Annotated in this window: 14 protein-coding genes; 3 read left to right on the plus strand and 11 right to left on the minus strand. The window is 38.5% G+C overall.

Annotated elements, in window-relative coordinates:
* Positions 1–25: 25 nt before the first annotated feature.
* Complete coding sequence (pomA, locus tag CXF79_RS00925; RefSeq protein WP_011041930.1) at positions 26–790, minus strand: flagellar motor protein PomA; 765 nt, start codon at positions 788–790, stop codon at positions 26–28.
* 586 nt (positions 791–1,376) lie between these two features.
* Between pomA and CXF79_RS00930 the strand changes: the two genes are divergently transcribed.
* Genes CXF79_RS00930 through dxs form a run of 3 tightly spaced genes read left to right on the plus strand, consistent with a single transcriptional unit; the run spans position 1,377 to position 4,474 of the window.
* Entirely contained in the window at positions 1,377–1,625 is a 249-nt protein-coding gene (locus CXF79_RS00930; RefSeq protein ID WP_101153558.1) for an exodeoxyribonuclease VII small subunit, read from the plus strand.
* Positions 1,625–2,527: a (2E,6E)-farnesyl diphosphate synthase gene (ispA, locus tag CXF79_RS00935; RefSeq protein WP_011041927.1), complete on the plus strand. Its 903-nt coding sequence runs from the start codon at positions 1,625–1,627 to the stop codon at positions 2,525–2,527. Before CXF79_RS00930 ends, ispA begins: the two co-directional genes overlap by 1 nt.
* A gap of 54 nt (positions 2,528–2,581) precedes the next feature.
* Positions 2,582–4,474, plus strand: a complete 1,893-nt coding sequence (gene dxs / locus CXF79_RS00940; protein ID WP_101153559.1) for a 1-deoxy-D-xylulose-5-phosphate synthase — start codon at positions 2,582–2,584, stop codon at positions 4,472–4,474.
* A gap of 154 nt (positions 4,475–4,628) precedes the next feature.
* Here the strand turns inward: dxs and nqrM are convergent, their stop codons facing one another.
* The 10 genes from nqrM to CXF79_RS00990 form a co-directional block, all read right to left on the minus strand.
* Positions 4,629–4,859, minus strand: coding sequence for a (Na+)-NQR maturation NqrM (gene nqrM, locus CXF79_RS00945; RefSeq protein ID WP_011041925.1), 231 nt, complete (start codon positions 4,857–4,859; stop codon positions 4,629–4,631).
* Positions 4,860–4,992: 133 nt separating this feature from the next.
* A complete protein-coding gene (locus CXF79_RS00950; RefSeq protein ID WP_101153560.1) occupies positions 4,993–6,024 on the minus strand; it encodes an FAD:protein FMN transferase in 1,032 nt (343 codons plus the stop codon).
* Between the two features lie 245 nt (positions 6,025–6,269).
* Entirely contained in the window at positions 6,270–7,493 is a 1,224-nt protein-coding gene (gene nqrF / locus CXF79_RS00955; RefSeq protein WP_101153561.1) for an NADH:ubiquinone reductase (Na(+)-transporting) subunit F, read from the minus strand.
* 62 nt (positions 7,494–7,555) lie between these two features.
* The gene (gene nqrE, locus CXF79_RS00960; protein ID WP_101153562.1) at positions 7,556–8,179 is read right to left on the minus strand and encodes an NADH:ubiquinone reductase (Na(+)-transporting) subunit E; all 624 of its coding nucleotides are present in this window, start codon (positions 8,177–8,179) and stop codon (positions 7,556–7,558) included.
* Positions 8,180–8,181: 2 nt separating this feature from the next.
* Positions 8,182–8,805, minus strand: coding sequence for an NADH:ubiquinone reductase (Na(+)-transporting) subunit D (locus tag CXF79_RS00965; RefSeq protein ID WP_101153563.1), 624 nt, complete (start codon positions 8,803–8,805; stop codon positions 8,182–8,184).
* Positions 8,805–9,575, minus strand: coding sequence for a Na(+)-translocating NADH-quinone reductase subunit C (locus CXF79_RS00970; protein ID WP_101153564.1), 771 nt, complete (start codon positions 9,573–9,575; stop codon positions 8,805–8,807). Before CXF79_RS00970 ends, CXF79_RS00965 begins: the two co-directional genes overlap by 1 nt.
* The gene (locus tag CXF79_RS00975) at positions 9,568–10,770 is read right to left on the minus strand and encodes an NADH:ubiquinone reductase (Na(+)-transporting) subunit B (protein ID WP_011041919.1); all 1,203 of its coding nucleotides are present in this window, start codon (positions 10,768–10,770) and stop codon (positions 9,568–9,570) included. The genes CXF79_RS00970 and CXF79_RS00975 overlap by 8 nt, the downstream gene beginning before the upstream one ends.
* Before the next feature lie 2 nt (positions 10,771–10,772).
* Positions 10,773–12,110: a Na(+)-translocating NADH-quinone reductase subunit A gene (locus CXF79_RS00980; protein ID WP_011041918.1), complete on the minus strand. Its 1,338-nt coding sequence runs from the start codon at positions 12,108–12,110 to the stop codon at positions 10,773–10,775.
* Between the two features lie 515 nt (positions 12,111–12,625).
* Positions 12,626–13,516: an RNA polymerase sigma factor RpoS gene (gene rpoS / locus CXF79_RS00985; RefSeq protein ID WP_011041917.1), complete on the minus strand. Its 891-nt coding sequence runs from the start codon at positions 13,514–13,516 to the stop codon at positions 12,626–12,628.
* Between the two features lie 103 nt (positions 13,517–13,619).
* Positions 13,620–14,471, minus strand: coding sequence for a peptidoglycan DD-metalloendopeptidase family protein (locus CXF79_RS00990; protein WP_101153565.1), 852 nt, complete (start codon positions 14,469–14,471; stop codon positions 13,620–13,622).
* Between the last annotated feature and the right edge of the window lie 37 nt (positions 14,472–14,508).

The raw sequence follows: 14,508 nt of genomic DNA on the forward strand, positions 1-14,508 counted from the left end.
GCCACTTAACATAAGTCTGTTCATGCTATTCATCAGTTGTATCGACTTTTCTTTTACCTTCAGCTAAATAATTTTTTAATAAGCCTTCGATAACGCGTGGATTTTGACCATCTTGAATACCCAGTACAGCATCAAGCACTAATTCTTGATTCATTTTTTCTTCCGCCATACGCAGTTTCAACTTTGAAGCGATAGGAATAGCGATAACATTGGCTAAAAAGGCACCGTAGAGTGTTGTTAATAAGGCAACCGCCATAGCGGGACCAATCGACTTTGGATCATCCATATTAGATAACATGGCAACAAGACCGATAAGCGTGCCAATCATACCCATTGCAGGTGCGACATCAGCAAGGGCCATCATCATATCCGAACCTGTTTCATGCCGCTCTGTGGTTAAATTAATATCTTTTTGTAAAGTCGCTCTCACTACATCGGCATCATGGCCATCAACGAGCATGTCTACGCCCTTTTGCATAAAAGGGTTAGTAATTTCTGCTTCTTCTAACGCTAAAAAACCACCTTTACGCGCTGCATCAGCCATATCAACGGCTTTCTCAATTAACTCTTCAGGCTTTTCAAGTTTAAACATAAAAGCTTTGCCAATGATTTTTCCTATACCAAAGAACTGCCCTAAGTTGTAATTAGATAATACGATAAAAATTGAGCCACAAAAAACAATCAATACCGACTGGGTATCAGCGAACATCATAATGTCGCCTGATAACACCATCGCCATGACTAATAAACCAATGGCACCTAAAATACCAATTAACGTAGCTAAATCCACAAAACTCTCCTAAACAACTAACTAATCGCGCTTTAACACTCATCAGCATAAGAAAGGGCTCACTTCTTTACGCTGAATGGTATTAGACCGTACTTAATACCCGTAATCATTCAAAATGCTCGATTCAGAGTGCTTGAGCAATTTCAGTTTGAGGCGCGTCAATTAAATTAGGATTATTCCCTATTTCCTTGACGCAACAATAAAATGAGATTACTCAAGCGCTTCTACGATGGGGCTAAAAACGATTTATACGACGTTATTGATTTTGAAAATGGAATAACAATTCCCTACAATCAATGCCTTGCCTAAATCGTTTTTTTCTCCCACTGAAACATGTATTTTGAATTGTCACGAGTATAAATAAAAGAATAGTACATTAAGTGCAAACTATTCGCTAATCTCTAACGAATAATTCACTAATAATAAAATACGTATATAAGTTTATTATCGCCCGTAGTGTCAATAACTTAACACTAATGATAAAATATTTTTAAAACTATTATTCAAGTAGGTCAATTGACCCACGTTGCAAGCTAAGGTAAGTTTGCCGGAATTAATTAATCATTATGTGCTTAGAGCAAAAATCATGGCTAAGAAGAAACTAGAAAACCTCTCTTTTGAAGAATCATTAAATGAACTTGACACAATAGTGCAAAGTTTAGAGCAAGGTGAATTAAGCTTAGAAGAATCGATGGCACTTTTTGAACGAGGCCTGAACCTGAGCCAATTAAGTCAGGTGAAATTGCAAGCTGCAGAGCAAAAAGTACAAATTCTGCTTGATAAAAATGGTACTGCTAAGTTAACTGACTTTGATAGCAGTGCAGGCGAAAGTTAATGACTACATTAATTTCTTACGCCCATTATCAAGAGCGCATTAATGACTTTTTAGCCGCTAAGCTCGAAGGCCTTACCATCAATGATCCTAAGCTTATTGAAGCCATGCGTTATGGTTTGCTTATTGGTGGAAAACGCATGCGTCCTTACTTAGCCTATATTACCGGCGAAGCAGTTTCAGCTGATTTGAACGATATTGACGCAGTAGCCGGTGCTTTAGAGTGTATTCACGCTTACTCACTTTTGCATGATGACTTACCTGCGATGGATGACGATGATTTAAGACGCGGTAAACCGACTTGTCATAAAGCATTTGATGAAGCAACAGCAATACTAGCGGGCGATGCTTTGCAGACACTTGCTTTTGATATTTTAGCTAATCATACGTTTTCAATGAATCAAAGTACTGCTGGAATGCCTATCCAGGTAAAACTAATTCAACAATTAGTTAAAGCTTCTGGTTATCAAGGGATGTGTGGCGGACAAGCACTTGATTTAGCGGCAACGGGTAAAAACATTTCACTAGGTGAATTGGAAGTTTTACATTCGCTTAAAACTGGCGCTTTATTGGAAGCATCAGTATTAATGCCAGCAATGTGCAGTGGACAAGTCACCCGTGAATATAAAATAATATTGAGCGAGTACGCACAACTCATTGGCTTAGCCTACCAAGTGCAAGATGATATTATTGACTTAACATCAACCGAAGAAGAACTAGGTAAACCCGTTGGATCTGATATAGCAGCGAACAAAAGCACTTATCCTGCACTGCTCGGTTTACAAGGTGCACAAGACAAAGCGGAAAACTTATTACAACAAGCGCTTCAAGCTTTGAGCAGATTACCTTACAATACCCAATCTTTAGCAGATTTTGCCACTTTTATTGTTAAACGCAGCCACTAGGCGTTTAGACTGAGCAAAACTTTAAATAAAATAATAATTACCAATAGACAAACTATGATTACAAACCTTGCTGACTACCCATTACTTTCTCAGATTAATATTCCAGAGGATCTGCGCAATATGCCGCAGGAACAACTGACACGTATTAGTAATGAATTACGTAGTTTTTTACTTAATTCAGTAAGTAAAAGTAGTGGACACTTTGCATCAGGCTTGGGCACAATTGAGCTTACTGTAGCCTTACATTACGTATACAATACCCCGTTTGATCACTTGATTTGGGATGTTGGTCATCAAGCATATCCGCATAAAATTTTAACTGGCAGACGTGATCAGCTACACACTATAAGACAAAAAGGTGGTTTACATCCTTTCCCTTGGCGTGAAGAAAGCGAATACGATACCTTAAGTGTTGGTCATTCAAGCACCTCAATTTCTGCCGCTTTAGGTTTAGCTGTAGCCGCCGAAAAAGAAGCAAAAAACCGTAAAACAGTTGCTGTCATTGGCGATGGAGCTATGACTGCTGGTATGGCTTTTGAAGCATTAAATCACGCAGGTGATATCAAAAAAGATATGTTAATCATCTTAAATGATAATGACATGTCGATTTCAAAGAATGTTGGCGCCTTAAATAACCATTTAGCCAAATTGCTATCCGGCAGTATTTTTACTGGTTTTAGAGAAAGCAGTAAAAAATTATTAGGCAATATTCCACCAATAAAAGAACTTGCTAGTCGTGCTGAGGAGCATTTAAAAGGCATGGTCGTGCCAAGTACTTTTTTTGAAGAGTTAGGATTTAATTATATTGGTCCTATTGATGGCCATGATGTTGAAAGCTTAGTCACTACAATTAAAAACATGCGCAACCTAAAAGGGCCGCAGTTTTTGCATGTTGTTACGACCAAAGGTAAAGGTTATCAAGCAGCAGAGCAAGATCCGATAAAATATCATGCTGTACCAAAGTTTAATCCTGAAGAGACCAACTTACCCCAGTCAAAACCCAGTTTGCCTACTTATTCAAAAATTTTTGGCGATTGGTTATGTAAAACCGCTGAAATTGATAAAAAGTTAGTCGCTGTAACTCCTGCCATGGCTGAAGGCTCTGGTATGGTTGAATTTAGCCAACGTTTTCCAGATCAATACTATGATGTGGCAATTGCTGAACAGCACTCAGTAACCTATGCTGCAGGTCTTGCCATTGGTGGTCTAAAGCCGGTAGTAGCAATTTATTCTAGTTTTTTACAACGTGGTTATGATCAATTCATTCACGATGTAGCCATACAAAACTTACCTGTCATGTTTGCTGTTGACCGTGCGGGTATAGTAGGCGCTGATGGGGCTACCCATCAAGGCGTTTTCGACTTAAGCTTTTTACGTTGTATCCCTAATACCGTTATCATGGCACCGTCTAATGAACGAGAATGTCAGTTAATGTTAAACACTGGTTACAAGTTAGATGGCCCTAGCATTGTTCGCTACCCTCGTGGCAATGGTACCGGCGAAATACTCCCTAGTGTTGATGAAACCATTGAACTAGGTAAAGGTGTGACCATCCTTACAACCACAGTTATAGAAAGCCAAGAGCAAACAAACAAAAGCATAGCCATATTAAGTTTTGGCTCTATGCTAGGTGAAGCAAAAAAAGCGGCTTTAGAACTTAATGCAACGCTAGTAGATATGCGCTTTGTTAAACCACTTGATGAAACACTTATTGATACGTTAAATGCCAAACATGACTGCCTGGTAACGGTTGAAGATAATGCTATAGCTGGCGGTGCTGGCTCAGGCGTAAATGAATATCTACTTGCCCAAGGTAAACCAGTTACTATTCTAAATATTGGTGTTACTGACCATTTTGTTAAACATGGCACTCAAGAAGAAATGCATCATGAATTAGAGTTAGATGCCGAAGGTATTGTCATTAAAATAAAACGCTTTATTAACTAACTTTATGACAAGATATAACATGTAATAAAAAAGGATAATGAAGTAAATTCATTATCCTTTTTTATTGGTAGAGTTTTAACAGTAAAGCCCTACCTCTATTACTAATATTAGACGGGTTAAAAGTCACCACTCACGTTGGCAACTTAGCCAGCTGCTATAAATTTTCTACATCGATTCTATTTAGAAGGTTGTGTTCAAGTGCCGCTTTCTTCTCACGCTCTTGTCGCTTTTCACACGGGTTGTCGCAGTTACATTCTTTATCAATGCCAACGCTCGCTAAACCGCCACAACTACCTGCTAGTGTTTTGTTTTGGAAAATATAACCTACTGCCATGGCTGCACCTACAATAAGGAAAAAACCAAAAGAAATAAGGAAAATCATCATAATGCTATGCTCTCAATTATAAACAGCCAATGCTCAGGACAAGAGTCATTGTAATAAATATCATCCACGGCCCTTTTGTTAAGATAAGAAGCCGTCGCTATGTGTTCAACAAATGGTGTTACACGAACAGGTGTTATTTCAAATACTGTTTGAATTTTACCGTAAATCGTTCGTCAAAGCCATTTTCAGTCTTAGAAATAAATAATGCTGCCAAGTTATTTTCGCTAGCAAAAGCCATTCCCTTTTCCATGCCCATTACCATCAAGGTAGTTGATAAGCCATCAGCCGTCATAGACGAAGGATGAATCACGGTTACGGATACTAAGTTATGATCGATAGGTTTGCCCGTTTCTGGATCAATGATATGTGAAAAACGTCTGCCATCCGCTTCAAAATAATTACGGTAATCACCAGAGGTAGCTACCGCATTGTCTTTGGGAATAACGACTTGATGTACTGCACGCTCTTCACCACTTTGATCAAGAATAGGTCTTTCTATTGCAATAGCCCACAGTTCACCTGTGTGTTTAAAGCCCCTTAATCGCATTTCTCCGCCAATTTCAACTAAGTAGTGAGTAAATCCATTACTTTCAATTAGCTCGGCAACAACATCGACGCCATAGCCTTTAGCGATAGTAGATAAATCAATATACAAGTCTGGTATTTTTTTAGAGAGAAGATTACCCTCTAGCGCTATGTTTTGTAGACCGATACGCTTTTTAGTCGCCGCTAATATCTCATCGCTAGGAACAGTTTCAGGACGCTGTTCTGGGCCAAAGCCCCACAAGTTAACTAAGGGTCCGACAGTAACATCAAGCTTACCTTCACTTAATTGACCAAGACGAATAGATTCTTTAAGAACACGAGCAAAACCTGGTGAAACTTCGATAGCTGCAGTTGATGTGGATTGGTTAAATTTCGATAACTCAGAATCAGGAATATAAGTAGACATTTCTTGATTAACTTGTTCCAGCGCTGCATCAATTTGCTGTTGTAACTTAAGCTCTATCAACTGTTCTTTTGTCGCGACTACTTTAATATTATACGTAGTCCCCATGGTATGCCCTTGCAGCAATATCTCAGTATTTTTTGAAGGGTTGCTCGGGAAGCAAGCAGACAGCGTTAACACCAAAGTGGTCAACAACAGTAGTTTAAGTGTATTCATATTTATTCCAAATTATTATATATATCGCTATATTCTTTTCCAAAAATATAGCGATATAAACAACCTTTTTCTTAAAATAAAAAGACGACCGAAGTCGTCTTTATTTTAAATGTCCATCAATAGTATATTTTAAGCTTAAGCGTCGAATAGCAGTGCTAATTCAAGGCGGATGCACGGAGCCTATGACTATAGGTGAGTACATCCAACGATGAAATAGTGCTGCTAGGCAAGCTTAAAGTAAAATATTAACCACCGAAGTCATCCAACATAATGTTTTCATCTTCAACACCAAGATCTTTAAGCATACCGATAACAGCAGCATTCATCATTGGTGGACCACACATGTAGTATTCACAATCTTCTGGTGCTTCATGGTCTTTCAAATATTCTTCAAAAAGAACATTATGGATAAAACCAGTTAAGCCATCCCAGTTATCTTCAGGTTGTGGATCAGATAAAGCAACATGCCATTGGAAGTTATCATTATCAGCCGCTAGGCCGTTATAATCATCTTCATAGAACATTTCGCGCTTAGAACGGGCACCATACCAGAAACTCATCTTACGTTTAGATTCTAAACGCTTAAGTTGGTCAAAGATATGAGAACGCATTGGCGCCATACCAGCACCACCACCGATAAAGACCATTTCATTATCGGTTTCTTTAGCGAAGAACTCACCAAATGGACCAGAAATAGTTACTTTATCACCAGCCTTAAGACTGAAAATAAACGATGACATTTTACCTGCTGGTAAATGTAGACGCCCAGGAGGAGGTGTAGCAATACGCACGTTAAGCATGATAATGCCTGCTTCTTCTGGGTAGTTAGCCATTGAGTAAGCACGTAATGTATCTGTGTCTACTTTTGACTCTACATCGAAGAAACCAAAATGTTTCCAATCACCACGATACTGTTCATCAATATCAAAATCACTGTATTTAACATGATGTGCTGGTGCTTCAATTTGAATGTAACCACCCGCTTTAAACGGTACTGATTCACCATTTGGAATTTGTAGCTTAAGCTCTTTAATGAACGTTGCTTTGTTATCGTTTGAGATAACTTCACATTCCCATTGTTGAACACCGAAGATTTCATCTTCAACTTCAATTTCCATGTCTTGTTTAACAGCAACTTGACACGCTAAACGACAGCCAGTTTTGGCTTCACGTTTATTGATGTGACCTTCTTCCGTAGGAAGAATATCACCACCACCTGAATGCACTTCAACACGACATTGGCCACAAGTACCGCCGCCGCCACATGCTGAAGGAATAAAAATCCCTTGATCAGCTAGAGCACCTAATAATTTTCCGCCTGCAGCCGTTTTCACAGCTTTTGCCGGGTCGCCATTTATACTGATCGTTACTTCACCACTTGATACTAACTTAGATTTAGCAAATAAAATCACTAAGACTAAGGCAGTAATTATCGCGGTAAACATCGATACGCCGAGAATAATTTCCATCGACTATTCCTTAAACTTCTCTAAGGGTGTAACACACAAAATTTGCATTACACCGACCAAATTTATAACGAAATACCACCGAAAGAAAGAAAGCCAAAAGCCATCAATCCAGCAGTAATAAATGTAATACCTAAACCTTTCAAACCATTTGGCACATCGGAATATTTCATCTTTTCGCGCAAACCAGCCATCAAAACAATTGCTAACATCCAACCTATACCTGAACCAACGCCGTAAACGACACTTTCGCCAAGAGTAAGGTTTTTCGCAACCATAAATGATACTGCACCAAAAATGGCACAGTTAACCGTGATTAAAGGTAAGAAGATGCCAAGCGCTTGATACAAAGCAGGGAAATACTTATCTAAAAGCATTTCTAAAATTTGTACTAAAGCAGCAATGACCCCGATAAAGGTAATAAATGACAAAAAGCTAAGGTCAATTGATTCTTTCGGATCAGTAATCCCCATTAAGCTGTCAAGTGCACCCGGTGCTAAAATTGCTTGGTAGATAATTTGGTTAGCAGGAACCGCTAAACCAAGCACTACAACAACCGCAACACCTAAGCCAATCGCTGTGCTAACTTTCTTTGATACCGCTAAGAAAGTACACATACCTAAGAAGAAGCTTAACGCCATATTCTCAATAAATATGGTTTTAACAAATATGCTTAAATAATGTTCCATGATTAATCCTTCTCAACTTGTTCTGGTTTCCACTGGCGGACAGCCCAGATAATTAAACCAATGATGAAGAATGAACTAAAAGGTAAGACTAATAGACCATTACCTTGGTACCAGCCACCATTTTGGATCAAAGGTAGAACTTCAGCACCGAATAAGGTACCAAAACCAAATAATTCACGGAAGAAAGCAACAACCATTAAGACTGCACCATAACCTAAACCATTACCAAGACCATCTAAGAAGCTAACGCCAGGCTTTTCTTTCATAGCAAAAGCTTCAGCACGACCCATAACGATACAGTTAGTAATAATCAAACCAATATAAACCGATAATTCTTTCGATAATTGGTAAGAGAAAGCTTTTAGCACTTGGTCAACAACAATTACTAGTGAAGCAATAATCGCCATTTGCACAATAATACGTACACTTGATGGTATTTGATTACGAATAATCGAAATAAACAAGTTTGAGAATGCTGTTACTAGCATTACGGCAACGCTCATAACTAACGCATTTGCCATTGAGCTTGTTACTGCAAGCGCAGAACAAACACCTAAAACTTGTAAAGCAATTGGGTTGTTATCAACAACAGGTCCGAAGAGGACTTTTTTAGTATCTGAAGACATTAGTTCAATCCTCCATTACGGAATTTAGCAATAAAAGGACCATAGCCTTCATCACCCAACCAAAAATGCAAGGTACGTTCAACACCATTACTGGTCAATGTAGCACCAGATAATGCATCAACACCGTGTACATCACCTTTCTTAGCGCCACCTTTAACGATTTGAATCGCGATAGTGCCTTGCTCGTTATACATTTTTTTACCTGGCCATAAGGCTTTCCATTTAGGGTTAAGCACTTCTGCGCCTAATCCTGGAGTTTCCTTAAGATCAGAGTAAACAACGCTTTTAACGGTATTAAGATCTGGTGCTAAACCTACAAAACCATACATAAGATCCCATAAACCACTACCTACAATAGGTAATACAATAGTATCTAATTGACCTTGTTCAGATTTAACCAAATAAACAACTGCGCGATCAGCTCGACGGCTAAGACCTGCTATATCATTAGCTGGCTTAGTGCTTTTTGCTGAATCACGAGAGTCTGAACGCTCATCAAACGTATTAACATCACCTTCAATAATTGTACCTGTTTTTAGGTCAATCATTTTAGCTTCAACGCGTTTGTTATAAGTACCAACAATATCTTTACCTGCATCAGCTAATAAGCCTGATGCTTCAAGAATTTTAGTTTGCTTATCAAGCAATTTGTTAGCTTGTTGTAGTGGTTTTAGTCCAACCGCGGCAATAGATACCAAGGCTGCACACACTAAACAGATAACTAAAACAAAACCTAGGGTTCTGCCAAATGTTTCTTTATTACTAGACATTACGTGCAAGCCTCCGTTTGATATTGCCTTGTACTACAAAGTAGTCAAACAATGGTGCGAACAAGTTAGCGAATAAAATAGCTAACATCATACCTTCTGGGAATGCCGGGTTAACAACACGAACCAATACCACCATCACGCCAACTAAAGCGCCAAACCAGTATTTACCTGTATTGGTAAACGAAGCAGAAACAGGGTCAGTTGCCATAAACATCATACCAAAAGCAAAACCACCAATAACTAAGTGCCAATGCCAAGGCATAGCAAACATAGCATTAGTATCACTGCCAATAGCATTGAATAATAATGAGGTAATAACCATACCGCCAAACACACCTAAAACGATGCGCCAAGAAGCAATACCTTTATAAAGGATGTAAGCACCACCCAATAAAATAGCAAAAGTAGAAACTTCACCTACTGAACCAGGAATAAAGCCCCAGAAAGCGTTCCACCAATCAGCATTTACCGAGTAATCAACAAGACCTTGGCTAGCAGAGCTAAGCATAGTTGCGCCAGAGAAACCATCAGCAGCAACCCATACAGCATCACCTGAAATTTGGCTTGGATAAGCAAAGAATAAAAACGCACGACCCGCTAATGCTGGGTTTAAGAAGTTTTTACCTGTACCACCAAAAATTTCTTTCGCGATAACGATACCAAAAGTAATACCGATGGCAACTTGCCATAAAGGAATACTAGCCGGTAAAATAAGTGCGAATAAGATAGAAGAAACGAAGAAACCTTCATTCACTTCATGCCCACGTACTGCCGCAAATAATACTTCCCAGAAGCCACCAACAATAAAGGTAACGGCATATATAGGTAGGAAGAACATGGCACCGTAGAACATCATATCGAATGTGCCAGAGCCAGCAGTTAATGAACCACCTAATAAGCTGAATAAATCAACCTGCCAAGATTGTGGTAAAGCGTAACCAGCAGCCAAAGCATCGACAGCTTGGAAACCAATGTTATACATACCAAAGAACATGGCTGGGAAAACCGCAAGCCATACTGTGATCATGATTCGTTTTAAATCAATGCTGTCACGAACGTGTGTTTTACCTTTATTAACCATACCTGGAGTAAATAACCCCGTAGCTACAGCTTCATAAAGTGCAAACCACTTTTCTTGTTTGCCGCCTTTTTCAAAGTGCGGCTCAATATCTTCAATAAACTTTTTCAAGCCCATGACTAACCTTCCTTTTCGATTGTGGTTAGGCAATCACGAAGAATTACACCGTAATCTGTTTTGCCGGGACAAACAAATGTACACAGTGCTAAATCTTCTTCGTCTAGCTCTAAGGCACCTAGTTGTTGCGCGCCGTCGGTATCACCAGAACAAATATCGCGTAAAAACAAGGTAGGTAAAATATCTAATGGCATAACACGTTCAAAGTTACCAATTGGCACCATGGCACGTGAGCTACCGTTAGTCGTAGTAGTCATACTAAATAACTTACTCGAGAAAAAGTGCGACATATAAGCACGAGTTACTGAGAACTTATTAGGACCTGGGTACATGTAACCGATAAATTCTTTTTCACGACCTTCAAGAATTAATGATACTTGTACGTTATAACGACCTAAATAACCGTGAACAGCGCTGGCTGTTGCACCCATTAATAGTGAGCCAGAAACAACACGTAATTCACCTTCAGCGGTTTCGCCTGCTGATAATTCAGCAGTGCTAGCACCTAAAACCGTACGTACTAAACGTGGGTTTGTGGCGGCAGGACCGGCAAGTGAAATAACACGAGTATTATCGATTTCACCTGTAGTGAACAATTTAGCAATCGCGATAACATCTTGATAACCAACATGCCAAACAAATCTTTCAGCACTTGCAGATTTTAAGAAGTGAATATGCGTACCTACAAGGCCTGCAGGATGCTTACCAGCAAATTCAGTTACTGTTGCATTGCTATCTACAGGGATATTTGCCCCTGGCGCTTTGCTAACAAATACTTCACCACTTGTTAAACGAGATAAAATGGTTAAACCATTTTTAAACGCTTCACTTTGCTCACCGATAACGATTTCTGGATTCGCCGCCAATGGATTGGTATCCATCGCACTAACAAAAATCGCAGAAGGTTCACTATCAATAGCAGGTACTTTGCTAAATGGACGCGTTCTTAATGCTGTCCATAAACCTGAATCGACTAAGTTCTTAACAACGTTTTCACGTGCTAGAGAAGCGAATTCAGTTGCTGGATAAACGGTAAACGTTTCTTGATCGTAGCCATCGACATCGATAACAACTGATTGTAAAACACGTTTTTCACCGCGGTTAATTTCTTTTACAACACCGGCAGCTTGAGCTGTGAATATAACGCCAGGATTTTTTTTATCTTCAAAAATCACCTGACCTTTTTTTACGCGGTCACCCACTTTAACAAACATGGTTGGACGCATACCCACAAACTCTTCACCGAGTGTTGCAACGGTTTTGATGGACGGACCATCATGGATTACCTGCTGCGGAGCGCCTTTTACAGGAACATCCAAGCCTTTTTTTATTGTAATCATAAACACTTGCACTACTTTTGATGGGAGTATAAAAATCAGTTCATTAGTTTATCTAATGAATATCACAGCATAAAAAGCCTAAATATCAATTAGATAAAAATTAAGTCACCAATTTCAGTGTATTTCAGTGAAGAATTAATTTTAGCGTTACCGCTAAAGAAAAAGACCCACTGGCTCTAAGTTAAAATTTTCTGGCGCGATATTACCACAAAAAGACCTTTTTATTCTACGGGCATTTTAAATTTTTCATTACTATTTACGTCAATAAATGTCTATTTTGCGCAGCTATAGTTAATTATTTCGTTTTGTAAATAAGACCTTGGTGGAACAGGAGAACATTAGTTGGACCTCACAATAGATTTCTCAATACACCTGCAAATATTTTTAATCATTACGTATAAACTAATTTTAAATGTGAATTTTAGACATAAAAAAAGCAGCCCTTAATTGCTGCTTTTAACATGTAATCATTCATGACAATAATTACCTATTTATCATCGTAAGATAATCTAAATTTAGGCTTGAAAAATAGCCTCTATTGACAAGTTTTGTTGGGATAAAATGTCACGTAAACGTTTTAATGCTTCAACTTGGATTTGACGAACGCGTTCACGTGTTAAACCAATCTCACGGCCAACATTTTCTAGCGTTGATGCTTCATATCCAAGTAAACCAAAACGTCTAGCCAACACTTCCCTTTGTTTGGTATTAAGCTCATTTAACCAATGAATAATATTATTACTCATATCTTCTGACTGTAAATCACTTTCAGGGCCGGTACTTTTTTCATCAGCTATAACATCTAATAAAGCTTTATCTGATTCTCCTGCAAAAGGGGTATCTACAGAGGCAATACGCTCGTTTAATCGCAACATTTTATTAACGTCGGCAACAGGTCTATCTAGGTGCTGTGCGATATCTTCGGCGGTAGGTTCGTGATCGAGTTTTTGAATTAGTTCACGAGAAGCACGTAAATAAATATTAAGTTCTTTAACAACATGAATAGGTAATCGAATAGTACGGGTTTGGTTCATTATTGCCCGTTCAATGGTTTGGCGTATCCACCACGTAGCATAAGTTGAAAAGCGGAAGCCTCGCTCAGGGTCAAATTTTTCAACGGCTCTAATTAAGCCTAAGTTTCCTTCTTCAATTAAATCAAGTAAAGGTAGTCCGCGATTATTATAACGTCGGGCTATTTTCACAACTAAACGTAGATTACTCTCTATCATCCGTTTTCTTGATGGTTCGTCCCCTTTGAGGGCTAGACGTGAGAAGTAAACTTCTTCTTCAGCGGTTAATAGCGGTGAAAAACCTATTTCACTTAAATAAATCTGTGTAGCGTCTAGGTTTGACGGTGCATCTTCCTTCGATTCAATAGTTTTTTTTTGTTCTTTTAATTTGACCATGCTATTTCTCCCAAATTTGCAAAGCTTAATTTTAATTTTTAAATATTCACGACAACTCCGATTTTTTAGTATTTATTTTATGGTTTCTTATTTACGACAATTATTATTTTTTTGGTAAATATTTTAAAGGATTAACTGATTTCCCTCGAAAGCGTATCTCAAAATGAAGCATTACTTTGTTGGCATCAGTGTCACCCATGGTGGCAATAACATCACCGATATTTATGATCTGCTGCTCTTTAACGAGAATACGATCATTATGGGCATATGCACTTAAGTAGTCATCGTTATGTTTTATAATAATGAGTTTACCGTAGCCCCTAAGGGCATTACCTGCGTATACCACTTTACCTGTCGTCGACGCTTTAATTTTTGTTCCGCGACGGCCTGTAATATCTATGCCTTTATTACCCTGTGCACTATTTGAAAAATACTCTACAACTTTGCCCTTAACCGGCCATTGCCATCGACTAATTTTTTGTGAAAACTTTTCCGATGCTAAAGTGCTGTTTTGGTATGATTTTAGAGTGCTTACATTTTCACCATACGCCTGCTTTTTAGTAGATGCAAGTGTATTTTTTGAGCCGTTTTTTTTATTAGCGGTAGAGCTTTTAGTCGAATTTTTATGTGATACCTTGTGTTTACTTACTTCCGCTGTTTTTTTAACCTTAGATTCAACTAAAAATATTTTTTGTCCTGGATATATTCGATACGGCGAGGAGATTTTATTTATCCGAGCAATTTTTCTAACGTCTGAGTTCGCACGCCATGCAATCGAATAGAGAGTTTCTCCTTTTTTAACAAGATATTGCGAAGTCCTAATAGAGTCTTGATTACGTTCTCCTAGCACAATATTTGATACAGGTGCAGGTGTATTGCGGCTACTACAAGAGAAAAGAGTGATCGCAAAAATAACGTAAGTAAATAAGTATTTAGCTAGTCGAAAAAAACTCATAGGAAATCCACTACAGGAATATCCACTGTATTTTCCA

Origin of the sequence: Colwellia sp. Bg11-28, assembly GCF_002836245.1 — a bacterium.
Taxonomy (GTDB): domain Bacteria; phylum Pseudomonadota; class Gammaproteobacteria; order Enterobacterales; family Alteromonadaceae; genus Colwellia; species Colwellia psychrerythraea_A.